This window comes from Petroclostridium xylanilyticum (assembly GCF_002252565.1).
In the GTDB taxonomy this organism is placed as follows: Bacteria; Bacillota; Clostridia; order SK-Y3; family SK-Y3; genus Petroclostridium; species Petroclostridium xylanilyticum.
The window spans coordinates 167,136-190,042 of sequence record NZ_NPML01000019.1; the positions used below are offsets into that span (position 1 = coordinate 167,136).

At 37.0% G+C, this 22,907-nt stretch carries 26 protein-coding genes and 1 pseudogene; 6 read left to right on the forward strand and 21 right to left on the reverse strand.

The annotated features are described in order from the left end of the window. Positions 1-318 precede the first annotated feature (318 nt). The 3 genes from CIB29_RS13075 to CIB29_RS13085 form a co-directional block, all read right to left on the reverse strand. Positions 319-531, reverse strand: a complete 213-nt coding sequence (locus tag CIB29_RS13075) for a heavy-metal-associated domain-containing protein (RefSeq protein WP_094550371.1) — start codon at positions 529-531, stop codon at positions 319-321. Positions 532-691: 160 nt separating this feature from the next. Then, the gene (locus CIB29_RS13080; RefSeq protein WP_094550373.1) at positions 692-3,151 is read right to left on the reverse strand and encodes a heavy metal translocating P-type ATPase; all 2,460 of its coding nucleotides are present in this window, start codon (positions 3,149-3,151) and stop codon (positions 692-694) included. Positions 3,152-3,617: 466 nt separating this feature from the next. Continuing rightward, a complete protein-coding gene (locus tag CIB29_RS13085) occupies positions 3,618-3,854 on the reverse strand; it encodes an SHOCT domain-containing protein (protein ID WP_094550375.1) in 237 nt (78 codons plus the stop codon). 415 nt (positions 3,855-4,269) lie between these two features. Between CIB29_RS13085 and CIB29_RS13090 the strand changes: the two genes are divergently transcribed. Then, a complete protein-coding gene (locus CIB29_RS13090) occupies positions 4,270-5,559 on the forward strand; it encodes an IS110 family RNA-guided transposase (protein ID WP_094547847.1) in 1,290 nt (429 codons plus the stop codon). Between the two features lie 177 nt (positions 5,560-5,736). Here the strand turns inward: CIB29_RS13090 and CIB29_RS13095 are convergent, their stop codons facing one another. From CIB29_RS13095 to CIB29_RS19505, 12 genes are all read right to left on the reverse strand, one after another. Further along, the gene (locus CIB29_RS13095) at positions 5,737-6,486 is read right to left on the reverse strand and encodes a hypothetical protein (RefSeq protein WP_094550377.1); all 750 of its coding nucleotides are present in this window, start codon (positions 6,484-6,486) and stop codon (positions 5,737-5,739) included. A 178-nt stretch (positions 6,487-6,664) separates the two neighbouring features. Further along, positions 6,665-8,683, reverse strand: coding sequence for a penicillin-binding protein 2 (gene mrdA / locus CIB29_RS13100; RefSeq protein WP_198543878.1), 2,019 nt, complete (start codon positions 8,681-8,683; stop codon positions 6,665-6,667). A 184-nt stretch (positions 8,684-8,867) separates the two neighbouring features. Then, the gene (locus tag CIB29_RS18615) at positions 8,868-9,011 is read right to left on the reverse strand and encodes a hypothetical protein (RefSeq protein WP_157910302.1); all 144 of its coding nucleotides are present in this window, start codon (positions 9,009-9,011) and stop codon (positions 8,868-8,870) included. 1 nt (position 9,012) lies between these two features. Beyond that, on the reverse strand, positions 9,013-9,318 hold the full coding sequence (locus tag CIB29_RS13105) for a hypothetical protein (RefSeq protein WP_094550381.1): 306 nt from the start codon (positions 9,316-9,318) through the stop codon (positions 9,013-9,015). A gap of 13 nt (positions 9,319-9,331) precedes the next feature. Further along, positions 9,332-9,901 (reverse strand): hypothetical protein, encoded by a 570-nt coding sequence (locus tag CIB29_RS13110; protein ID WP_094550383.1) that lies wholly within the window; start codon positions 9,899-9,901, stop codon positions 9,332-9,334. Positions 9,902-9,970: 69 nt separating this feature from the next. Then, entirely contained in the window at positions 9,971-10,396 is a 426-nt protein-coding gene (locus CIB29_RS13115) for a SoxR reducing system RseC family protein (RefSeq protein ID WP_094550384.1), read from the reverse strand. Beyond that, positions 10,372-10,530, reverse strand: a complete 159-nt coding sequence (locus tag CIB29_RS18620; protein ID WP_157910303.1) for a hypothetical protein — start codon at positions 10,528-10,530, stop codon at positions 10,372-10,374. Before CIB29_RS18620 ends, CIB29_RS13115 begins: the two co-directional genes overlap by 25 nt. Before the next feature lie 97 nt (positions 10,531-10,627). Then, positions 10,628-10,930 (reverse strand): YHS domain-containing protein, encoded by a 303-nt coding sequence (locus tag CIB29_RS13120; RefSeq protein ID WP_198543879.1) that lies wholly within the window; start codon positions 10,928-10,930, stop codon positions 10,628-10,630. A gap of 34 nt (positions 10,931-10,964) precedes the next feature. Beyond that, positions 10,965-11,138 carry a hypothetical protein gene (locus tag CIB29_RS18625; protein ID WP_157910304.1) on the reverse strand — a complete coding sequence of 58 codons (174 nt, stop codon included), beginning with the start codon at positions 11,136-11,138 and terminating at the stop codon, positions 10,965-10,967. 18 nt (positions 11,139-11,156) lie between these two features. Further along, positions 11,157-11,999: a prolipoprotein diacylglyceryl transferase gene (gene lgt / locus CIB29_RS13125; protein WP_094550386.1), complete on the reverse strand. Its 843-nt coding sequence runs from the start codon at positions 11,997-11,999 to the stop codon at positions 11,157-11,159. 13 nt (positions 12,000-12,012) lie between these two features. Beyond that, positions 12,013-12,762 (reverse strand): cytochrome c biogenesis CcdA family protein, encoded by a 750-nt coding sequence (locus tag CIB29_RS13130; protein ID WP_198543880.1) that lies wholly within the window; start codon positions 12,760-12,762, stop codon positions 12,013-12,015. A gap of 31 nt (positions 12,763-12,793) precedes the next feature. Next, the gene (locus CIB29_RS19505; protein WP_278335858.1) at positions 12,794-12,919 is read right to left on the reverse strand and encodes an LDCC motif putative metal-binding protein; all 126 of its coding nucleotides are present in this window, start codon (positions 12,917-12,919) and stop codon (positions 12,794-12,796) included. 380 nt (positions 12,920-13,299) lie between these two features. Between CIB29_RS19505 and CIB29_RS13135 the strand changes: the two genes are divergently transcribed. Beyond that, positions 13,300-13,704: a four-helix bundle copper-binding protein gene (locus CIB29_RS13135; protein ID WP_198543881.1), complete on the forward strand. Its 405-nt coding sequence runs from the start codon at positions 13,300-13,302 to the stop codon at positions 13,702-13,704. A 132-nt stretch (positions 13,705-13,836) separates the two neighbouring features. On the opposite strand, the gene CIB29_RS13140 is transcribed toward CIB29_RS13135, so the two are convergent. Further along, a complete protein-coding gene (locus CIB29_RS13140) occupies positions 13,837-15,186 on the reverse strand; it encodes a peptidoglycan DD-metalloendopeptidase family protein (RefSeq protein ID WP_094550387.1) in 1,350 nt (449 codons plus the stop codon). Positions 15,187-15,785: 599 nt separating this feature from the next. On the opposite strand from CIB29_RS13140, the gene CIB29_RS19510 reads away from it, so the two are divergent. The 3 genes from CIB29_RS19510 to CIB29_RS13145 all read left to right on the forward strand — a co-directional run bounded on the left by CIB29_RS19510 (position 15,786) and on the right by CIB29_RS13145 (position 16,758). After that, positions 15,786-15,920: a hypothetical protein gene (locus CIB29_RS19510; protein WP_278335859.1), complete on the forward strand. Its 135-nt coding sequence runs from the start codon at positions 15,786-15,788 to the stop codon at positions 15,918-15,920. Positions 15,921-15,976: 56 nt separating this feature from the next. Beyond that, positions 15,977-16,117, forward strand: coding sequence for a hypothetical protein (locus CIB29_RS18965; protein WP_198543920.1), 141 nt, complete (start codon positions 15,977-15,979; stop codon positions 16,115-16,117). A gap of 272 nt (positions 16,118-16,389) precedes the next feature. Continuing rightward, a complete protein-coding gene (locus tag CIB29_RS13145) occupies positions 16,390-16,758 on the forward strand; it encodes an ArsR/SmtB family transcription factor (RefSeq protein ID WP_094550389.1) in 369 nt (122 codons plus the stop codon). Between the two features lie 125 nt (positions 16,759-16,883). On the opposite strand, the gene CIB29_RS13150 is transcribed toward CIB29_RS13145, so the two are convergent. Both CIB29_RS13150 and CIB29_RS13155 read right to left on the reverse strand, forming a co-directional pair. Next, entirely contained in the window at positions 16,884-18,062 is a 1,179-nt protein-coding gene (locus CIB29_RS13150; protein WP_198543914.1) for an iron-containing alcohol dehydrogenase, read from the reverse strand. A gap of 78 nt (positions 18,063-18,140) precedes the next feature. Continuing rightward, positions 18,141-19,223 (reverse strand): DUF362 domain-containing protein, encoded by a 1,083-nt coding sequence (locus tag CIB29_RS13155; RefSeq protein ID WP_094550393.1) that lies wholly within the window; start codon positions 19,221-19,223, stop codon positions 18,141-18,143. Between the two features lie 177 nt (positions 19,224-19,400). Between CIB29_RS13155 and CIB29_RS13160 the strand changes: the two genes are divergently transcribed. Continuing rightward, entirely contained in the window at positions 19,401-19,730 is a 330-nt protein-coding gene (locus CIB29_RS13160) for a winged helix-turn-helix transcriptional regulator (protein WP_094550395.1), read from the forward strand. On the opposite strand, the pseudogene CIB29_RS13165 reads toward CIB29_RS13160, so the two are convergent. From CIB29_RS13165 to CIB29_RS13175, 3 genes and pseudogenes are all read right to left on the reverse strand, one after another. After that, a pseudogene (locus CIB29_RS13165) lies at positions 19,693-19,938 on the reverse strand (VOC family protein); the annotation flags it as partial. The gene CIB29_RS13160 and the pseudogene CIB29_RS13165 overlap by 38 nt on opposite strands. A gap of 7 nt (positions 19,939-19,945) precedes the next feature. Further along, a complete protein-coding gene (queG, locus tag CIB29_RS13170; RefSeq protein ID WP_242965221.1) occupies positions 19,946-20,842 on the reverse strand; it encodes a tRNA epoxyqueuosine(34) reductase QueG in 897 nt (298 codons plus the stop codon). Between the two features lie 434 nt (positions 20,843-21,276). Beyond that, positions 21,277-22,743, reverse strand: coding sequence for an MFS transporter (locus CIB29_RS13175; RefSeq protein WP_094550399.1), 1,467 nt, complete (start codon positions 22,741-22,743; stop codon positions 21,277-21,279). Positions 22,744-22,907 lie beyond the last annotated feature (164 nt).

Genomic DNA, 22,907 nt, shown 5'->3' on the forward strand with positions numbered 1-22,907 from the left:
AGTTTACACTTAATACTTACATTTTCTTTTTCTCTACATATTTTTTCTATAATTAACTTTCTAATACCCGCATTTTAAAATCTCAAACACTACTTATATCTTTTCTATATATCATAATACTACTCTATTATGAAGATCTTATAAAAAAGTTATGAAGAAACTATGAAGATTCATAGTTACACAGTCAAACGCACTCCCGTAGCGAAAAGAATTCTATTAATACAAAAACAGGAAAAACGGTATTCACATAAATCCCCTTCCTTTTCTTAGCAATTAGTAAATAAAAAACCATGCGCATTTCAGCACATGGTTTTTTATTTACCCTTCTATTTTAACAACCTCATATCCAGCCTCATCTATTGCCGCCCTTAGTTTTTCATCAGCTACTTCATGGGCCAGCTCTACTGTTGCAAACTTTTGTTCCAAATTAACCGATACCGATTTTACTCCACATATTTCTTTTAATGCTTCCTCAACATGTCCTACACAATGTGCACAACTCATTCCTTCAATAAATATTTTCTTCATCATATGAATCCTTCCTTTCTTTTTATTAGTTATTCGTTCGTAGTTCACAGTTGTTAATACCATATATCATACATGCAGCATAGCAAACTTATATTTTTAATATCCGAGGAAGTTGTATTAATTATTTATAATGTATGATACTGATCAACCACGAACTATATATTTAATGCAAAGGCTTAAATTGTTTTAGCCTTAAAGCATTCGTTAATACGGATATAGAACTAAATGCCATGGCTGCTGCCGCTATGATTGGATTTAACAACGGCCCGCCAAACAGGTACAGCAGTCCGGCTGCCACCGGAATACCGGCTGTGTTGTACGCAAAAGCCCAGAATAAGTTTTGCTTAATATTGCTAATGGTCTTTTTGCTTAATTGTATTGCAGTCGGTACATCCATCAAATCACTTCTCATTAATACAATATCCGCTGATTCCATTGCAACATCGGTTCCGGAACCAATCGCAATGCCTATATCCGCTTGTGCCAGGGCTGGCGCATCATTGATTCCATCGCCTACCATTGCCACCTTTTTACCTTCTGCCTGGAGCTTTTTTACTTCATTGGCCTTATCCTGCGGCAGCACTTCAGCCAATACCCTATCTATTCCTACCTGCTTTGCGATTGCCTCTGCGGTCCTTCTATTGTCGCCGGTAATCATTGCTACTTCAATGCCCATACTGTGTAATACTTCTATTGCCCTTTTACTGCTTGCTTTCATTACGTCGGCCACTGCTATGATTCCTGCCAGTTTATTATCAATGGCGACAAACATTGGAGTTTTTCCTTCTTCAGCCAATCTATCCGATTCTTTTTGTAATGTAATTTCTATATTTCTATCATTCATCAATTTCTTATTACCCAACAGCATTGTTTTTCCTTGAATTTTGACTTCTATTCCATGGCCGGGAATTGCTTCAAAACTTTCAACATTTAAAAATTCTAGCTTCTTTTCTTTTGCCCTGTTGACAATCGCTTCTCCCAATGGATGTTCTGATCCTTTTTCTGCTGATGCCGATAACTGCAATAATTCGTTTTCGTCAATTTCGCCAGTTGTGAGTATATCAGTTACCTTAGGCTTACCTTCCGTAATGGTCCCGGTTTTGTCAAATACGATGGTCTGTATCTTATGGGCAGTCTCCAATGCTTCCCCACCTTTTATAAGTACGCCATGTTCAGCTCCCTTACCTGTTCCAACCATGATTGCCGTTGGTGTCGCAAGGCCTAATGCACACGGGCATGCAATGACTAGTACGGCTATAAATATGGTAAGTGAGAAAATCACTGACATTCCCGACAAATACCAAGCCAATCCTGCTATGATGGCAATTACTATGACAACCGGTACAAAATATCCTGATATGATATCTGCTAATTTTGCTATAGGTGCTTTAGAACCTTGAGCATCTTCCACCAGTTTGATAATTTGGGCAAGGGCAGTATCTTTACCTACCTTGGTTGCCTTAAACTTAATCGTACCGTTTTTATTAATACTTGCTCCGATTACTTTACTGCCTATATTCTTTTCTACAGGTATGCTTTCACCGGTAAGCATCGACTCGTCAACTGATGTCCTTCCTTCTATTACCTCGCCATCAACCGGAATTTTTTCCCCCGGTTTTACCAAGACGATATCCCCTACTTCTACTTCCTCTATCGGAATAGTCATCTCTTTTCCATCATGAATTACCACTGCTGTTTTAGGTGCAAGTCCCATGAGTTTTTTAATAGCTTCCGAAGTTTTTCCTTTTGTGACAGCTTCCAGATATTTTCCTAGCAAGATTAATGCAATAATAACTCCGGCTGTTTCAAAATATAAGTCTTTAGCATATTCAAAATTTCCATTTGCAATTTGGTATACTGCATAGATTCCATATAAGAATGCTGCAGCTGTACCCATAGCAATCAATGAATCCATGTTGGGTTCACGTCGTATCAGTCTACTAAACCCTACAGTATAGAACTTATAGCCCGCTATCACTACAGGGATTGATAAGATTAGCTGTACTAACGCAAAGTTCAGCGGGTACATCTCAGGCATAATGATCTCTGGCAGTTTTAATCCCAATAAATGCCCCATTGCGATATATAGCAGTGGTACGGTAAATATAGCTGATACTAAAAATTTTATCCACAAAGATCTCATTTCTTTTTCTCTACGTTCTCTTTCGTGGTCTACCTGTTTGTCAGCTTCAATCTCCAATGCTTTATAGCCTGCCTTGGACACGGCATCTTTTATCTCTGAAATCCTTGTTTTGGAAGAATCATACACTACCTTTGCTTTTTCGGTTGCAAAGTTTACACTTACTTCACTTATTCCCGGCAGCTTACCTATGGACTTTTCAATTGCTTTTGCACAGGATGCACAGGTCATTCCTGATATGGGAATAGTGATCTCCCTTATAGTATCATTCTGTTCCTCCTGCGCACTGTATCCTGCTTTTTTTACTGCTTCTTTAATTTTTTCAATACTTGCTTTGCTTTCATCAAACTCGACTGCTAATTTCTCCGTCGCAAAGTTTACATTTACTAAGCGCACTCCTTCTATTTTGCCAACACTTCTTTCAATTGCCTTAGCACAAGATGCGCAGGTCATTCCTGTAATATTTAATGTTTGTTTTTGCATCTTTTTGTCACCCCTTTTGTATTCCCTCCCCACTATGGGTGGGGTATAGTTATATTATATCATAATATTTCTATATGTCAACAATGAATTATTGTTTATGCAATTTTTTTTATTTGAACAGCCAGTCTAAGAATCATTTTTTACTTATTTTCTTTTTATTTAATATTTTTTATACTTATTTTCTTTACAATATCCAAGTCAAAGACCTGTAACCTGTATATTTGAAAACACCGCTTTTTACATTGTTTATTGTCCTCCTCTTGATGTTCGCGCCATACGTCCCTGTTACAAATCCATATCCGTATCTCAATGTATACTTTTGATAAGAATCAAACTTTACACAATTTATTAAAATAAAACTAGGCTTTGGTCAGAAAAAAGTTAATCTAACCTCTGCCTAGAACAATCTTGCTGTAAAATACTCTAACCATCATATCAGACTATAAAAAGTTCCTCTGTATCAATTTTAATATTTCAGCATATCTTTTTTCTTTTTGTATTCTTCTTCGCTAATCTCTCCGTTAGCAAATCTTTGATTTAAAATTTCCATGGCGCGGTTTGTTTCACCATATTTGCCTGCATAATTGGACTGACTGCCACTTGCCAGCTTAACCGCTGCATATACAATAATCCCGATTAAAAGCAAAGGAATAATCATCATAAACATCCATCCTCCCATCATTCCATATCCATATCCCATCATAGTAATCTCTCCTTGTACAATTAATATTGTATTAAATCAGTGACCGAAGCCACTGTTCGACCCATTAAAAATCATTGTTAACATAACACTTCAAACTTCATACTTTTCTAAACATCAAGCACATCATACGGCTTCACATCTTAGCCATTATGCCAGCACCTGTTGGCCTGAACCTTGAAAATCATGTATAATATCTTCCGGACTTGGAAGGTGTGTGTATCACCTCCTGGGACGGACCTTAGCGGGCCGATTACCCGTGTGAAAGAGTATTTATCCATTCCGGTAAGTCTACATGATTTGGCTGGTTGAGGCCAGCTAATAAGCTGGTTCCTCGTGTCACATGCAAGGTTGTTTGCTTACATGGGAAGGAATGGAGGCTTTTAAGTCCATCAATCTTGTAAAGGAGGCATTTTTAATGAATTTCAGACCCATTGCAGGCATTGATGTGGGCAAGTTCTTCAGTGAGATGGCGATTCTTTCTCCATCCAATGAAGTAATTGCCCGCATGAAGATTCGCCATGATTCCAGTACCGACGTTGAAAGAGCCGTTGAATTGCTGAAAAAAACGGAAAAGGACTTTGATTCAAGGCCTTTCGTCGTCATGGAATCCACCGGGCACTATCACAAAATCCTTTTCCATTCACTTTGTAAAGCTGGATTTGAGGTTTCAGTAACAAACCCCATCCAGACTGATTCTATCAAAAATATTGGAATTAGAAAAGTGAAAAATGATAAAGTGGATGCCCGGAAAATTGCATTGCTCTACAGATTTCAGGAGCTTAAAACTACTAATATCCTCGATGAGGATATTGAATGCTTAAGGAGCCTTTGCCGCCAGTACTACAAGCTCTCTGACGAGCTTACTGCCTACAAAAACAGGTTTACGGGTATTGTTGACCAACTCATGCTAAACTTTAAGGATGTATTCCCCAACATCTTTTCAAAGGCTGCTCTTGCAGTCCTGGAGGAGTATCCTACGCCTGCCCATATTCTTAAGGCTGACAGGAACAAGCTGATTTCAATGATTCAGGAAAAGTCCCACAAAAGCCTTAAATGGGCAACTGAAAAGTATGAGCTTTTGGTCTCCAAGGCCAGAGATTTTGAACCTTTGAGCATTCACAATTCCTCAAATATTGCCATGCTCGGTGTGTACATCTCCATGATCAGAACCCTGGAGGAAAACCTGGAGAAAGTCCTTAAAGCCATCCATAAGCTGATTGATGAGGACCTGGCAAAGGACATGCCTGTACTTGCATTGACGCTTGAACTCTTGCAGAGCATTCCCGGCATAGGCCTTCTGTCTGCTGCCACCATTCTTGCGGAGATTGGCGACTTTTCGGCCTTTAAAAAGCCGGGCAAGCTGGTTGCTTATTTCGGCATTGACCCCTCTGTCATGCAGTCCGGAGAGTTTACCGGTACACGTAACAAGATGTCTAAGAGGGGTTCAAGGCTGCTTCGCAGGGTGCTTTTTACAATTGCTCTTGCCAATATCCGTACCAAGAGGGATAAGACAGCTTGCAACCCTGTGTTACTGGAGTTTTATCAACAGAAGTGCCGGAGCAAACCTAAAAAAGTAGCTTTGGGAGCTGTTATGCGTAAGCTTGTTAATTATATTTTTGCTGTTCTGAGGGATAGAAAGCCTTATCAGCTACGTAGCCCCCAAGAGCATGCGAAGAATCTTGCAGCAAAGCATACAGCAGCTTAATAGTACTTGTACTTGATGTTCAGTTTTCAAAGAGCAACTTATTATTTCAGACCAGCTATTTTATGTCTACTTCACTTAGGTGGTCTTGTTGTCATGCCTTTGATTAACGTCAGGAGTCTAAAAAAATTTCTCAAAATTTTTCTTAAAAACTCTTGACTTTAATTAGCTGGTCTTTCATTATTTTTCATCATGAGATATTATTTTTTCTAATTGGCCATGCCATGTATGGTACCATACATCTCCTGTGTAATAGTTCACACTTAACATGCCTACTGTTTTATTTCCTTTGTTAACATGAAATGTATAATAACCATAAAATTCATGGCCTTCAGCTACTACCGAAAAATCTTTACCTTCGCTGTTTTTCACATATTTATCAGCAATTTTTATTGCATCTTCCCTGTCTACTTTCTTTAAATTATTTTGATCGTTATAGTACCAGTTACCTCTATTCCAACTCGCTCCCCCCATCATCATACCCATCATTCCAAACCCTCTTTGACCATGCATGCCGTACTTTTCATTCCACATCATATTCGGTCCATACTCGGGATAAATATCACCTGTATATGGATTTACAAGCAGCTCCATGGCACCTTTTCCCGTATCTTTTTCCTCGATGGATACGTAATAGTCACTGTCTTTAAATACAAATATATCTGCTATTTCCAAATTGTCATCGTAATATTTAATATATTTATCGACATTGTTTCTAATTTGGTTAATGGACAACCTATCTTTATTATTATCAAAAGGCTTGTTATATAAATTGAACCATCTGTTCATCATTCCTCTTCCATAATAGCCATACCCAAACGGTCCGGTCCGCCCGTATCTCATATTAGAAAAGCCCCATATACTATATCCAATAAGTAAAAGCACAGAACTAATCAGTACAAACCACCAAAAGACTCTTTCTCTTTTCATATTCTCACCCTTTCTTAAATATATTTTTTCTATTATTAAATTTCTAATACTCCCCGTTTAAATCTACTAGTTATTTTTATTATTATTTCCTTATGCTTCTATAGTACTACTTGGTTATGAAGATATTATGAAAAAATTGTGAAGAAATTGTGGAGATTTGAGTAGATGAGGTAAATCATTATCTTGTAATTTGATTTAAAGGAAATTCTTTATCCAAAGCCTTATCAACCCCTAAATATGCAGCAAAGATGTCCCTGGCAACAGGAGCCACATTTCCCCCACTGCCGCCTCGTGCGACAATAACAGCCACCGCTATTTGCGGATTATCATAAGGTGCAAATCCTACAAACCATCCATGATCAGAACCGCCAGACGCTTGCGCCGTACCGGTTTTTCCGGCTACAGTTACGGGAAAATCTCTAAATACGGCACTTGCAGTGCCTCCTTCCTCAGTAACTGCCCTCATCCCCTCAAAAATAGTTTTTATAGTTTCAGGTTTCATCTCTATCTTACCTAAGATTTCCGGAGCAGTCTGTTTTATTATTCTCCCGTCATTGTATGTCTTTACTTTGTCTACAATATGGACCTTGTAACGTGTACCGCCGTTAGCTATGGTGCTTACATAGCTGGCTATCTGCAGAGGTGTAAACATATGGTCAGATTGGCCTATGGCAGCCTGTATTGTATCGCCCGGAACCCATGGTTTGTTAAAAATTCTCTTACGTGGTCCCGGTCCCGCCAATATACCCTTGCTTTCACCGGCCAGTTCTATACCTGTAAGCTCACCAAGCCCAAATTTCACTCCATAATCATAAATCTTTTCTATGGTTAATCTTCTGCCTACATCATAAAAAAAGATATTACATGATACCTGAAGGGCTCCAACCATATTTAAATATCCATGAGTTGCACGTGCTTTGGTCCATAACCAACAAGCGGGCTGATAACCCTTATAAAATTTATATATACCTGTATCTAAGATCTTATCATAAGGAGTAACTATTCCTTCTTCCAGCGCAGCAATCCCTGTTAACATTTTAAAGGTAGACCCCGGTGGATAGGCACCTGCTATGGCTCTGTTAAACAAAGGTTGTAATGTATCACTGCTTAATCTTTTATAATCCTTGTAAAATTCTGACGGGTTGTAAGTTGGATAACTTGCCATTGCAAGGACTGCTCCCGTATTTACATCTAATGCTACAACTGCCCCACTGTTAGCATCACTGTATTCCTCTCCATATCCACCGTTACGTATCTTATCAATAGTATTTCTTAAAGATGTTTCTGCGACTTTTTGTAGTTCTGCATCAATTGTTAAAATTACATCATTGCCTGGAACCGGAGCCATACTATCTAAAACTTGAGTTAATTTTCCCTGTTCGTTTATTTCTATTTCTTTTTTACTATCCTTACCTTTTAAAAATTCTTCCAGGTATTTTTCCATACCCGCTTTACCCAGTATGTCATTCATGCCGTAGCCCTTATCTTTGAGCTTACTATACTCATCTGCGTTTATTCTCCCGACATAACCCAAAACATGGGCAGCCAGTTCCTGATTGGGGTAGGTTCTAATGGGTTCTTCAAAAATACTGACCCCCGGAAATTCTCTATTTCTTTCTTCTATCTGCATCACGGTATTAATACTTACATCGGATGCCACAGTAAAGCTGCTATATGTGCCAAAGCCCTGTTCACTCATGGCATAACGGACTGAAATTACTTTTCTGGCATCCAGATCACTGTATTCAGCAGGAATTTTATAGGTATGCCTTAGTTTTCTCATAACCTCCTCGGCAGTAGCATTTGCATCAAATTTTTTAGTTTGTTTCCATTTTATCTCATTATCTTTTCTGGTAGCTTCATCATTTCCAGGGAAATCAAACTGAAATGGAGGGTATGTTATAGGCAAACTATCTATATATGTGTCATTATTAACTTCAAGAGTATTTATTAAATTTAAAATCATATCATTAAATTCGCTTATACTTATATCTACTTTTTGAATATTAATGGAATATCCTATACGGTTAGTTGCAAGGACTCTCCCAAACCTATCAAGAATTTCACCTCTAGGGGCCTTTATTTCTACCGCTCTACGTAATCTCCTCTCGGACTCTTCTGCATATGCTTTTCCATTGATAACTTGCAGCTGGATTAACCTGTATGCAAAAATAACTGCTATTATAATTATAAACACACTTAGAATGGTATAGCGATTTTTAACCTTCTCCCACATTACTTTACAGACTCACCTTTACTTATAAAATTCCTAAATTTATCCATAATAGTATATACACATATAAACCTCCGGTACAGCCCGGAGGTTTATATATTAGTTCTTTGTTCTAAAATATCACATTTAAGCTTAGATTCAGCATTAATTATCGCACATAATACAATGCAATTGCTGCAATCACAATGACAGCAATAATGATTAATAAGTTACCGGTAGGACGTTTATCGTCTTGATGTCCATCATGGCCGTGCCCTTGATGGTTTTGGTGACCACCGCCGCAACAATTCATATTATCCCTCCTGGTTTCTTGCTTCTATTTGATTATTTAAATGATGATTATGGTTTTCTTCTTTGTTTTTGTCTTTTCTAAACATCATAGGTAACATAAAAAGATGCATTAAAGGGCACAGGAAAAATACTGCTCCTGATAACAAGCCCTGTATAGCCGGGTTATTAATCTTCAATAAAGGTAACAATAGTAGCAGGACTAATGGTATGGCACAGCAAAGTATCATCAGCCACATATGTGACATATGACCTTTGTGGTTATGTTCTCCATTATTTCCTTTATGATTATGATTTCCATGGCAATTCATATCTTTCACCTCCTCATCTTAAAGTATCCTTTTTATATATGTGCTCTCTTTCTTTAACATCAGCTATATTTTTAAATATCAGCTTTAAATATTCTGTATCATCAGTTAGTATTGGCTTTCCGTTATAGTCATTCTTAACTTTAAGAGTCCCGCTTATATGATGTCCTTCGTTACTTTCACTTTCCCATATGAATCCATCTTTAATAACAACATTATCACTTACCTGCAGTTCCACAAACTTATTTAAGTTACTGTATTTTGTCAAGTCTACTGAATGAGTATTTAGCATAACTTTAAACACCAAATAATCTTCATTGCTTACAATAGGGTTCATAAATATTACACCTACATCTACATTGCCCCCTTTACTACTTGTAAAATACTTTGCCTCATTCCCAGTTGGGCCTGCCTCAATTGAATTTGCCTGTTGTAGAGTATCCTTTTTGTTTTGAGACCATTCCGGCAAACTGCCTTTTTCAGTACCTAAAGCAGCAAATATAGTAGGAAGTAACATGGTAAAAATGAATGCCCCTACAACAACAATAGCGATTATAGGTAAGAACTTGCTTTTTTTCTTATTCACTTTCTTCGCCCCGTTTCTTTAGTAGATTGTTAATGATACATGCGAGGTATAAATTGGATATCCAAACAGTCAATGTATAATCTTTTTAATTTTCAATTCAAACTTATTGCTTTTTGCCAGTGTTTTATCTATAAACCGGATAATAATAAAAGATATTACTAAAACAATAAGTCCTGCTATAATTCCCATAAACTCTGCATCTATCGGAAGACTGTTTAGTGTGATATAACCATAGACAGTCATATATGTTGCAATTAGTAACACAATAGGAACAATATATACCCCGAAAGCTGCAAGTAATACATTACTGGTAGAGGTATCTATTTTCACCATTTGACCAACTTTAGCATTCACTTCATTGCTAGCTTTTACCGTCAATGATGTAGGAGCACATCCACTGCATTTTCCACAATCACCGCTGCAAGCCGTGGTACGTTGAATCTGAATTTCTGCCATCCTGCCCTCTGTCTTTACAACTCTACCGACCTGCTCCATACATACCCCTCCTTTATCAAAGTTTTACAGATCTTTTTATCCATCCCCATCCCATATACACCAATGATTCCGTAACCAATTAGACTAACTGTAATAATGAACGCAATCAGTAATTTATCATAAAATGTTGCCATTTTGATTTCTCCGGTTTAATTTTTATACAAGCTAGCTCATTTCTTTATATAAAAATACTTATTAATAAGTTCAGTGTGTAAATGGTTAATTAAAAACTTATTGTCGTTTACGAAATTCATTTCTACAAGCTTCACTGCAGAAGTAATAAGTTTTTCCGTTTATCACCTCATGAATTGCAGTATTGGGATTTATATACATACCACATACCGGGTCTTTTACCATATCCATTGTCTGAGTATTGGACTGGTTAGTATTAGGTGGATAATGACTGCCATGATCTCCTCCATGACTATACCCTCCATAAGAGTGTCCTCCGCAGCAGCCTCCGCGTCTAAACATCATAAACATCATTGCTCCAACAAAGAGCAAATACCACCAATTCTCCTGTAAAAATTCCATACCCATACCACCCTTCTAATTCATCATCTCCATATTACCTATTCTTATCTAATTTACTTCTCATGGTGGACGCTATTCGCTTATCCACTCTCTGACTTAATTCAATAACTTCAGTATCAATATGCTCTTTAGCAGTTAATTTTCTTTCAAGTTCACTAATTAAAGCCCTTAGCTTCTCATCTTGTAATGTGCTTTTTATGAGTTTCATGATAGCTTCCTCTTTGGTCTACGATTGCACGGTATAGAAAACAATCATTGAAATTATCATTAATCCCAATATAATCAAAATGTCTTTTGCCAGGCTTGACTTGCCTTCCACAGCCATTGTTGAGTCCACTGTTGATGTACTAAAAACGCCTCGCTTTATGAAATACATTAAAACCAACGCACCTATTATAAACAGGACACTTAACAGGTGAGCTACCGAAAACCAGCCAATAATTAAAGGATTAATCCTAAACAGTTCTACTACTCCCCTGTTAATAGAGAATAAGATAATATACCATATAAATATTTGTCCGTCATACTTTATATTTTTTCTCTTTCTCCACAATATCAGAAACACCAGGTAGTTTAAAACAAATTCATACACCTGTGCCGGATGTACCAACTGTCCTTGATATCTTACCCCCCACGGCAATGGGATGGACATAGCTTTTCCAAACACATCACAGCCTACTCTTCCTATCCCCTGTCCTAATATGATTGCGGGGGCTATTGCATCCGCATATTTAAAAAAGTTTAATCTATGCTTTTTAACATAAATCACGGCAAAAATAAATGCAGTAAATAGTCCCCCATGGATGGATAAACCACCTTCGTTGATCTTTATAATTTCAACAGGGTTCTTGATATAATAGGATAAGTTATAGAATACTATATAAAACAGCCTTGCACCTATAACTCCCGCAATAACTGAGTAAAGGACGATATCAAACAGTTTCCCTGTATCCAGGCCTTTTCTTTTAGCTTCTATATATGCTACATATATTCCTGCCAGCATCCCTAAGGCAATCATTACGCCAAAGAAATGAACCGGAACACCAAATATATGAAATAATATCCTCATCAACTTCTCCCTCCTACATCCCTATAGGAGCTCTTATAGGGATAACCTTATATAAAAGTTCTACCAGCAATGTGTATCTATTAAACACCATCAAAATTCCAAAAAACAGCAGTATAGCACCTACACTGTAGGATATGGATTTCTGATACTTTGACACTTTTTGTAAAAGCTTTGCTGATTTTTCCAAAGTTAGTCCCACTACTAAGTAAGGAACTGCTAATCCCATTGAGAAAGAAAACATGGTAAACATACCTTGGTGCACAGAGCCTGTACTTCCAGCGAATATCAGCATTGAATACAGAACGGGACCTATGCAGTGGGAACAAGCAATTGCAAAGAATATTCCTACAAGGAAAGTAGTAAGATATCTTGCAGAAGTAAATTTATCAGTGTTAAATAGGTTTTCCAATCTACGACTCTTTAGGGTGACTGCTTTAAATACTCCCAGCATCTTGAGGGCAAGCAATATTACCATGATACCGCCTAATATATTGAATATCTTAATATTTTTATTAAGAAACTTTGCCGCTTGCCCTGCTGTTCCTCCTGCAACGGTAAAAACAAGCGTAAAAGCTGCAATGAATAATAAAGTATTTATGATAATATGCAATTGTGTGGCAGTTTTCTTCTTAGCACTTGTAAGTTGTTCCATTGACATACCGGTGATAAGACTGAAATACACGGTTATCATTGGAATAATACAAGGCGAAAGAAAAGAAACTAACCCTGCAAAAAAAGCAACTAAAGATATCGATGTAGACATATCTTATGTTTCTCCTCTATCTAACTCGTTATTACTTGTTGGCTCCTCCATTGCTTCCTTTCTTATTTAATTCACAGCAATCAAGTTTTTGCCCCTTAAAGTTATCTCCATTCGCCTTTGCAATCTTTTCCAGTAATCTTTCGAACCATTTAAACATATATGGCACCTTCCCTTTCCCTATTTTCTTCACTCCTTAATTCTTACTATTCATATTGTAATACTCAATTATGAAGATATTATGAAGATCATGTAAATATTTTAAAATGGCAGGATGATATAAATTCACATTAACTTTTATCGCACAATTAGAAATATTTTAACCTAATGTATTATGCTAGTTTAAATATGATTCCAATAACTAAGCTACAAAGCCTAGAGCCTGTAAACTCGATCTTTAGAATTTTTTATTTATATAATACACATTTACATAATTAGATTCATATAATTATTATATAACAGTACTTACGCAAAAATCTATAAATGATATTGCGTAAGTACTGTATGCAAATAATTTTAGTTTTAGAAAGGAGAATTTCAATGCCCGACGATTTCGCAGATTATTCACCCATGTATCCTGGAGTCTTTGACTATGGATATCCTTACTCTCATCGCATCCATCACGAACACTTGGTAAAAACGATTCAAGATTGCGAAGCTGTGTGTGAACACATGACTACCCTTTTAAAAAGAAGACCAGATGTTCAAATGAGACTAAGACAACTTCAACTATTGCGTGACTGTGCAGACATTTGCGGTTTAACTGCAAAATATATTGCACGTAATAGTATGTTTGCAAGACCTGCTGCTAACCTATGTGCATCTATTTGTGAAGCTTGTGGAGCTGAATGTGCAAGATTCCCTGATGCTGAATCACAAAATTGCGCTCGCGTCTGCATGAATTGTGCAAGAGAATGCCGAGCTTTTGCAGCCACAATGGCATAAGCTTCAAATCTTTCCTCTAACAGTTTTATGAAAAACTTAGAGGAGCAAAAATTCAAAGGACTTCTGCGTTTACAGAAGCCCTTTGAATTTTTATAACACGTTATTTAGCAAAAGTTATTTTATATAGCACAACTAATTTCTAATAAACTGCAGTGGATTTACAGGTTGGTCATTTTTTCTTACTTCAAAGTGAAGATGAGGTCCTGTAACCCTGCCTGTAGCACCCACTGTTGCAATGACCTGCCCTTTATACACTCTTTCTCCTACTTTTACTTTTAAAGTATTGTTATGGGCATAATAGGTTTTATAACCATTTTCATGGTCAATAATAATAAGATTTCCATAGCCGCTATCGGACTTAAAACCGGAATAAATGACTTTTCCTCCATCAGCTGCTACAACTGGAGCGCCAAAAGGGGCAGCAATATCGATTCCTGTATGCCTTTCCCCCCATCTTGGGCCAAACCGTGAAGTTAGCGGCCCGGAGGCAGGATTTCTAAAAATACCATAAGCTACAGTCTGAGGTCTTTTCTTAGTGCCTTTTAAAATAATTTCTGTCTGAGGTTGCTGTACGATTTCTTCCTTAATTACATTTCTATCTGTTAATATATTATTTACTTTAACTACTTGTTCTACAACCTTTTTTTTACCTTCTTTTCCCTTTGTCTGTATCTTTCTTTCTCCCAGATAAAGATTCTCTGTTTCCTGGTATTTTGTATCATATGCAATATCTTTTTCATATGCAATAGTTTCTACAACCTTGACATTTATAAATGGTTTGGGTGCAACCAGGTTCAGCTCTTGTCCGATTTGGAGACTATCCAGGTTGATGCCCGGATTAGCCTGTTTTATTTCATCCAGGGTTATATTGTGTTTCTTTGTAATATCCCAGGTCGTATCCCCTTCTTTAATAACATATTTTTCGGGCTTGCTACTGCCCTCTACTATATACTGATAGGCACTTTCCAGATCTTTTATTTTAGCAGCTTCAACATCTCTTCTAAGTATTTCTACTTTTTCAACAAAACTTATTTCTTTATTATTTTTATCCTGTAAGTATTGGCTTTTTATTCTATTTAAGATTTCTTCTGCTGACTCCCTGTCCTTTAAATAAACCAGGTCTTCACCATCTACGTTCAATGAATAAGCTTCCACTTTTACTTCCAGATTTTCTTGCAGCCTTGATTTAATTACATCCATAGGAGTTATTTCAGCTGCTAACTTAAAAATTTTTTCACTGGTTATGGCTTGTGATATTTTTGTTTCTGTACCCAACTCATCTTTAATGCTATTTTCTATCTCTTGAATTGCCGTATACAATTCTTCCTTATTTTTTACTACTCCTATTTCTTTGCCATCTATCTTTACTGCATAAGCAGTATTAGAAAAATATATTACACTAAATATGGAAATTATTAACATATTTAAAACTACCGGTACGAAAACTTTCTTGCTGCTTAGTATTCTACGGAATTCTAACACTCTTTCAGATACCTCCTTGTTATATATTCACTACAGCTTTGTTCATTTTACCATAATAATTTATCATAGCTGTTCTAATAAGTCCAAATTGATTAATGTGAATCAGGTCTTATTACAAAAGGATACCACTTTTTTTCTTTGAATTGCTTTAATTGTTACAAAATTATTAAAATTGATTACAAATTTATTAAGACTTTATTATGCTATTGAGCTATATGTCGTAAAATCATTAGTGCATTATATATAGTAACACTTTTGGTACCAAAGTCATAGTATATTGTGAGGAGTAAATCCTAAACAAATCATTAAGAAGGAGGTTCTCAGCATGGCTGACGGATACGGATTGTTTGACAACAGTGAAATATTGTTTTTCATTTTAGTTTTCTTATTCCTATTCTGGGGCTTTGGTGGATATGGCTACGGCTATCCAAAGAAATAACACTACTTAAATAAGGCACTAGATAGTCTAGTGCCTTATTTAAGCACGTACTGAACAATTTATTACACTGCAACATTAAACTGCAAACAGTAACCATCAAATGAATATACGTATATGATGTTACTGTAAATACCAATATTCTAAAAAGGAGGTCAATAAAATGTCTGATACTAGAACTGAAAGCTTCTACGGTTTTGGATATGAATGGATATGGATTATAATCTTAATTATTCTATTCCTACTTTTCTTCTGCTCTGGATCTGGATATGGTTATGGCTATCCAGCTAAAAAATAATTCGAAGTATTAATAATGTAAAAAAATGTAAAATATTAATTAAGGAGTGTGTATACATGAGTTTCTTTAGCAATTTATTTGATAATGATGAAATACTTTGGTTTATCATTCTATTCTTATTGCTATTCTGGGGCTTTGGTGGATATGGATATGGCTACGGCTGCACAACCAAATCAGGTCCTGCTGCTAAAGAATGATCAAAAACAGTAAAAAGTGTTAAATCAAAAAAAAAATAATAATTCTTTTCTAATTGAGACTGCTAACATTTTCAGCAGTCTCTTTTTGCATTTGTATCTACTAATAAAAAGCAATTTGACTTTAAAAAACAAATACATGTCCTTTATTACCCTAAACTGTTAACTGTAAGCTGTGAACTATTATTTTCTTGACTCTGCTAAATAATAGTAATAATATTAATATGTAACAAATGAGCATATATTCAAACATACACGTAGGGAGAGAGGCTGCAATGATTAATGAGAAAGTAGATATTGAAAACTGTGATTGTAATGTGATACATCAAGATGTGGTAAATGCAGTTAAAGAAAAGATGCCTGATGAGGAAAACCTGTATGATCTTGCCGAATTATTTAAGGTATTCGGGGATACTACCAGGATAAAAATACTTTATGCCCTTTTTACATCGGAAATGTGTGTCTGTGATATAGCTGCCGTACTGGGCATGACCCAATCGGCAATATCCCATCAGCTAAGAGTTTTAAAACACGCAAGATTGGTAAAATACAGAAAAGAGGGCAAAGTAGTATATTATTCCCTCGATGATGATCATATTAAGCAAATATTTGACCAGGGATTAAATCATATAAACGAAAAATAAGCTTAGTTTCGGCAATTTAATTTGGACTAAAAAATAACCCAAGTCATCAGGAAGGCTATCCTTGACGGCTCGGGTTATAAGTGTTTTTATAGTCTTTAATTTCAACCTTCAGCCATTTATATGCTTTACTTATAAGCATTTTCCAGAATTTTTACCGTTTCTTCAAAAGAAAGTTTGTACGGGTCAACTGCAAAAAGCCCTCCCATAGTGTGCCTTGCATTCTCAGCTAATTTGGGTATATCTTCTCTTCTTATTCCAAAGTCAGACATCTTAAGGTTGTCAACCCCACACTTTTTCTGCAGATTCTTCAGTGCCCTAATGAAAGCTTTGGGTCTTTCGGCTTCAGGCAAGCTGTCTGCATCCTCTCCCATAGCCCTGGCCATGTCTGCAAGCCGATCCGGGACCTTGTCCGCAAAAAATGTAAAATATGCTTCGGACAGCATTATAAGGCCTGCTCCATGGGGCAAATCCGGATGAAAAGCGCTGAGAGCATGCTCCATGGAGTGTTCGGATGTACAGCTTGACGTGGATTCTACAAATCCCGCCAAGGTATTTGCCAGTGCTACGTTTGTCCGTGCTTCAATATTATTCCCGTCGTTAACGGCAACAGGTAAATATTTTGCCAAAAGTTCAATGCTCTTCAGTGCGTACATATCACTTATCGGAGTTGCTATGCTGGCAATGTATCCTTCGGCTGAATGGAAAAAGGCATCAAACCCTTGATAAGCCGTCAACTTTGGAGGAACCGAAACCATCAACTCGGGATCAACAATAGAAAGAAACGGAAATGTCTCTTTCACTCCAAAGCCAATTTTTTCATTTGTATCTTCTTTCGTTATAACCGTCCACGGATCAGCCTCCGTACCGGTGCCCGCAGTCGTAGTGATCGCTACTATTGGAAGGGCTCCGTTCTCAACAGGCTTTCCTTTTCCTGTTCCCCCAGAAATATAATCCCAATAATCCCCGGGGTTTTTTGCCATTACAGCGATGCTTTTGGCAGAGTCTATACTGCTTCCCCCACCAAGTCCTATCACGAAATCACAGTTTTCTGTTTTTGCAAGTTCCGCGCCTTCCATTACATGGCTTTTTACAGGATTAGGCAGAATCTTGTCAAATACGACGCTTTCTACATTATTCTCTTTGAGAAGCGATATCACCCTGTCTAGATAACCGTACTTTCTCATGGAAGTTCCATTTGAAATTACAATTAGTGCTTTTTTCCCAGGCAGTTTTATTTTTGAAAGCTCGTTTAATTTTCCCGGACCAAATAGAATTCTAGACGGCATAAAATATTCAAAATTCATCATAACTCCTCCTCCAATTTACTTAGCTGATGAAAGTATATTAAACACATCCAAACCGGCCCTCATGAGCCATATCGTTTAATATACCTCTTCGATCTTATATTCTTGAGTTCCTAAATTTCTCTTTTCAAGTTCTCTAAGCTGTACAAAAGGATTTTTTCCGTGTAACCTTTGAAAGAGATGTCCTGTTTCTCCCAGTTTCATCCCCTGTGGAACTCCCGCTTCAAGTAAGTTTTCAACCTTGATTGCATCCAGACAAGCTCTCTCAATGGCAACGATATCCTGAGATGCCATAATACCGATATCCGGCACAAGAGCAGGTGTGGAAAGTCCCCAACAGTCGCATAATGCAGTAATATTTGTTAGGAAATTAATATAGAACACGTGTCCCGGCTTAAAAGTTTTCAGCACTTCATCGGTACAAATTGCCATTCCTGTCTGGAAATCCTCATACCTGTATGCATCCATGGTAATTGCACCGGTAGGACAGACCTTGACACAGTGCTGGCAATAAGTGCAGTGATGAAAAATGATTTCATACTTAGCCTCTTTATTAAAACTGTTCGCATTATGGTTGCAGCTGTTAATACACAGTTCACAGTGAGTGCAAAGTTCTTCTTTCCACTCGAGTCCACCCTCCAGACCATGAATCTGCTGTCTAGTCCTATCAGTTACGCAGCCCATAGCGATATTTTTACAGGCACCGCCATATCCACATGCACCATGACCTTTTACATGGGAAAGGTTAATCATAACTTCTGCATCATAAATGTTACCTGCTACATCTACATTTTTAAAGGTCTTAAAATCCACTTCCTTTTCATAGTAATATTTGTTCATAACTCCACATGCAGGAACAATGGGTACACCTAGGAAATCTTCAGTATACCCTCTGTTTTTCGCTCCTTCAACTTCCTGATCAGAAATAAACACTTTTGCCCCGTATCCTTTTAGTTTGTCCACCAGAATCTTAACAAACAAAGGATGTATAGTAGTATACCCCATTCTTCTTCCCAAATGCATCTTAATAACAGTCCATTTGCCTTTTACTACCTCTTCCATCCCCATCCTGTCAATTAATCTTCCAAATTTTGCAGGAAGTGTTGCATCTACATCATATTTGTCATATTGCACAGATGCAAATAAAACATTTGAAGCCATAATTTTTTCTCTCCTTTTGCCTAAAACTTATTTGTACATATGCACCTTTCTTACACTATTTTCTCATTTCTAAACCTGAAAACTCATTGACAATTATATCATTTTTGGTATATTATGAAAAGTAGTTACATTTTCGTCATATAGTTACAAAAAAGTTACTATTGAAAGGAGAAAAGTATGTACGAAAAGTATGAAGCGGATTGCCCTGAAGGCATAGAATGCTCTATTGAAAAGGCATTAAATGTTCTGAACGGTAAATGGACATTTCTAATTATTCGTGACTTGTTTGGTGGTACAAAAAGGTTTGGAGAATTAAGAAAGTCACTTCATGGGATTAGCCCCAAAACGCTCTCTGAACGGTTGAAAGAATTAGAGGAAAAAGGCATTATCCATCGTACAGCTTACCCTACCGTCCCCCCAACTGTAGAGTATTCCCTCACTCCAAAGGGAGAAAGCTTAAAATCAATTATTAAAGAAATGAAACTTTGGGGGGCCAGGTGGGGCTAACCTCTTTTTCAAGCCAGTAGCCATCAGGATCATTAATGAAATAAATTCCCATAGCCTTATTTTCATAACAGATGCATCCCATTTTCTTATGCATCTCATAAGCAGCATCGAAATCATCTGCAGTAAAAACAAGGTGGAATTCATTATCACCTAAATTGTAGGGTTCTTTTCTATCTCTTAACCAAGTTAATTCGAGTCTGTGAGGAGTTGTTTCATTAAGATTTATCATTCATAACCTCAAAATTTCTTGAAATTATCTTTTTTCCTCTCCAGCTAAAGGCCCTATTTCCGTATTTTTTCTTGAATTCCTTGTTGGAAAAACTCTTAAGTTCTTGATGGTCAAGGTTATATATGGGACTCTCTTTAAACTCCTCTATATTGGTTGGTTCTATTTTATGATTATGAGGACACACATCCTGGCATATATCACAACCAAATACCTTATTACTTCTAATCAGAATACCTTTCTCATATTCTGATAACTCTTCCTTCTTTTGAGAGATATAAGAAGCACATTTTCTTGGGTCTATTTTGTAATTACCAAGTATGGCCCGCCCGGGGCACTTTTCAATACATGCCCTGCAGGCTGCACAGGTCTTTTCCAACGGTTTATCAAACTCAAAGGGATAATTGTTTAGAATATATCCTATAAATACATAGGAACCATACTTCTCTGTAATGATGTTATTGTTTATTCCGAAGTAACCCAACCCTGCCAGGTAGGCAAGATATCTATCTACTAAAGGACCGCTGTCTACAAAGGATTTATAGTGAAAGTCTTTTATATGCTGTCTTAAGAACTCGGCTATTTTCTCCAGCTTCTCTTTTACAACTAAATGATAATCTATAGCATAGGCGTATTTAGATATATTTGAACTTTCTACATGCCCGATGAAATAGGGGAACAAACATACAATAATGGATTGTACGTCCTCTAGCGTCAGTCTCGGGTCTATCCTTTTTCTCAAATCCTTTTCTTCCAACCCGGTATAATGCTCCTGCCCTATCCTTTGCTTTAATATTTTTTCCAGCTCTAAATAAGGACCGGGAGGAGCTATTCCTACATATTCAATATTTAATGACTTGCAAAATTGTTTTAATTTTTCTTTCACTGCAATCTCTCCACAGACTTCATATGACATTGTTAATTTTTACCATTACAATGATATTATACGTCAATACCCAATGAATTATCTGAAAAATCCAAGTATATTTTGGACAACAGAAAAGCCTATACCCGGTTGCCATATGGATACAGGCTTTTCTCTATACATTCTCAATATAAAATTATTGCCCAATTGTTATTATTTCATCACTTGATATTTCATTAATTTTGTCATCTATATAAGTATTACTAAGTACTTTACATTGTCTATTTTAGTTCACAGTTCACGGTTCACAGGATTTTCTTGGCTAATTTCTGTGAACTGAGAATTGTGAACCGTGAACAAAATAACAATAATGTAACATACTTAGTGTTATATATATATTATACCAATATTATGTGAACTATTCCACTGTAAATTTTATGTATATATCAAATTTTTTAAATCTTTTTTTCCAATTTTGTTGAACCACGGGCTAGTGAAGTTACAACAGCTACCCAGGCTAATATGGAGGCCATAATATAAGCGAGGTGAAAAGCACCTGTAAATGCCTGATTCCTTAGTTCAACACCTGTTATACCTTTTTGTGAAAGTACTTTATACAGGTAACCCATATGGTTGCTAAAAATTGCCCCCGATACAGCTACCCCCAAGACCATACCAATATTCCGCATGGTAGCCAGCATGCCTGATGCGATACCTCGCCTGTTATCAGGAACACTCCCCATGATTGCACTATTGTTAGGTGCCTGGAACATACCGGATCCCAGCCCTACAGTTGCCAGGCCTATGACGATTTCAAAGTTAGTGGAACTGATATTCAAATTGCTTAACTGCCAGGTTCCCAGGGCAACTATCCCCATACCTATAGAACTTATATAACGGCTGTCAAAACGGTCAGACATTGCCCCGCTAATGGGAGCAACCAGCATGGTGGTAAGCGGCATGGGAATAAGCATTAAGCCGGCTTCCGACGGTGGCAACTGCCTGAGCTGCTGCAGATAAAAGGGCATAAGCAGTATAACGGAAAATTGAGCCATATAATTTAATAACGCCGATACATTACTCATGGAAAAAAGACGATTTTTAAATAATGCTAAATCTACCATAGGATAAGCTGTGCGCTTCTCTATGTATACAAATAACAACAACAACATAAAACCCATTACCAATGCCGCTATAATATAAGGGTTTTTCCAGCCAAACTGCTCGGTATAACTTAAAGGTACTAATAAGCTGGTTAATGCCAAAAAGATAACAACCGCTCCTTTTATGTCAAAAGGTTGTACCTCACGTTCTATGCTGTCAGGTATAACTTTACTTGCCCATATTATACCTATTACCCCAACAGGCAAATTAATATAAAAAATACTCTGCCATCCAAACTGTGAAGTGAGAAAACCTCCTACGATAGGTCCTGTCGTTAAGGCTACTGCAACTGCTACAGCGTTCACTCCCAGCGCTTTACCCCGCTGCTGCGGAGGTGTGGTATCTGTTATAATCGCCGGCCCCATGGACATTAGCATCCCCGCCCCCAAGGCCTGAATACCACGGGAAATAATTAAAACAGCAATAGTCGGGACCATCCCGCAAAGCAGGGAACCTGCTGTAAATATAATAAAACCTGTTATATAAATTTTTTTATGTCCATACATGTCTCCCATTCTTCCATAGGTAAGAAGAAGGCTGCTTATGATAAGCAAATAGGCCATAACCACCCATTCAATAATAGACAAAGGGGCCTTAAAATAAGCGCCGATCTTAGGCAGTGCAATATTCACCACGCTGGAATCCAAGGCAGACATAAATGTCCCTGTTGCTACTGCCGCCAGGATTTGTCTTCGTCTGCTATTATCCAGCTGTTCATGAAGTTTAAGTGGTAATTCCGCAGGTTTATTAAAATTCATTTCATCCTCCCGTTTATAAAGCAAATTAGATCTGTCTTGTAAAATTAAAACTTTAAGTTATATACCCAACTTTATATGAAACAAAATGATATTAACATTTAATTTTAATTTATACACTTAAATCTAATTTAGCATTTTGACTTTATATCAAAATTATACTACTT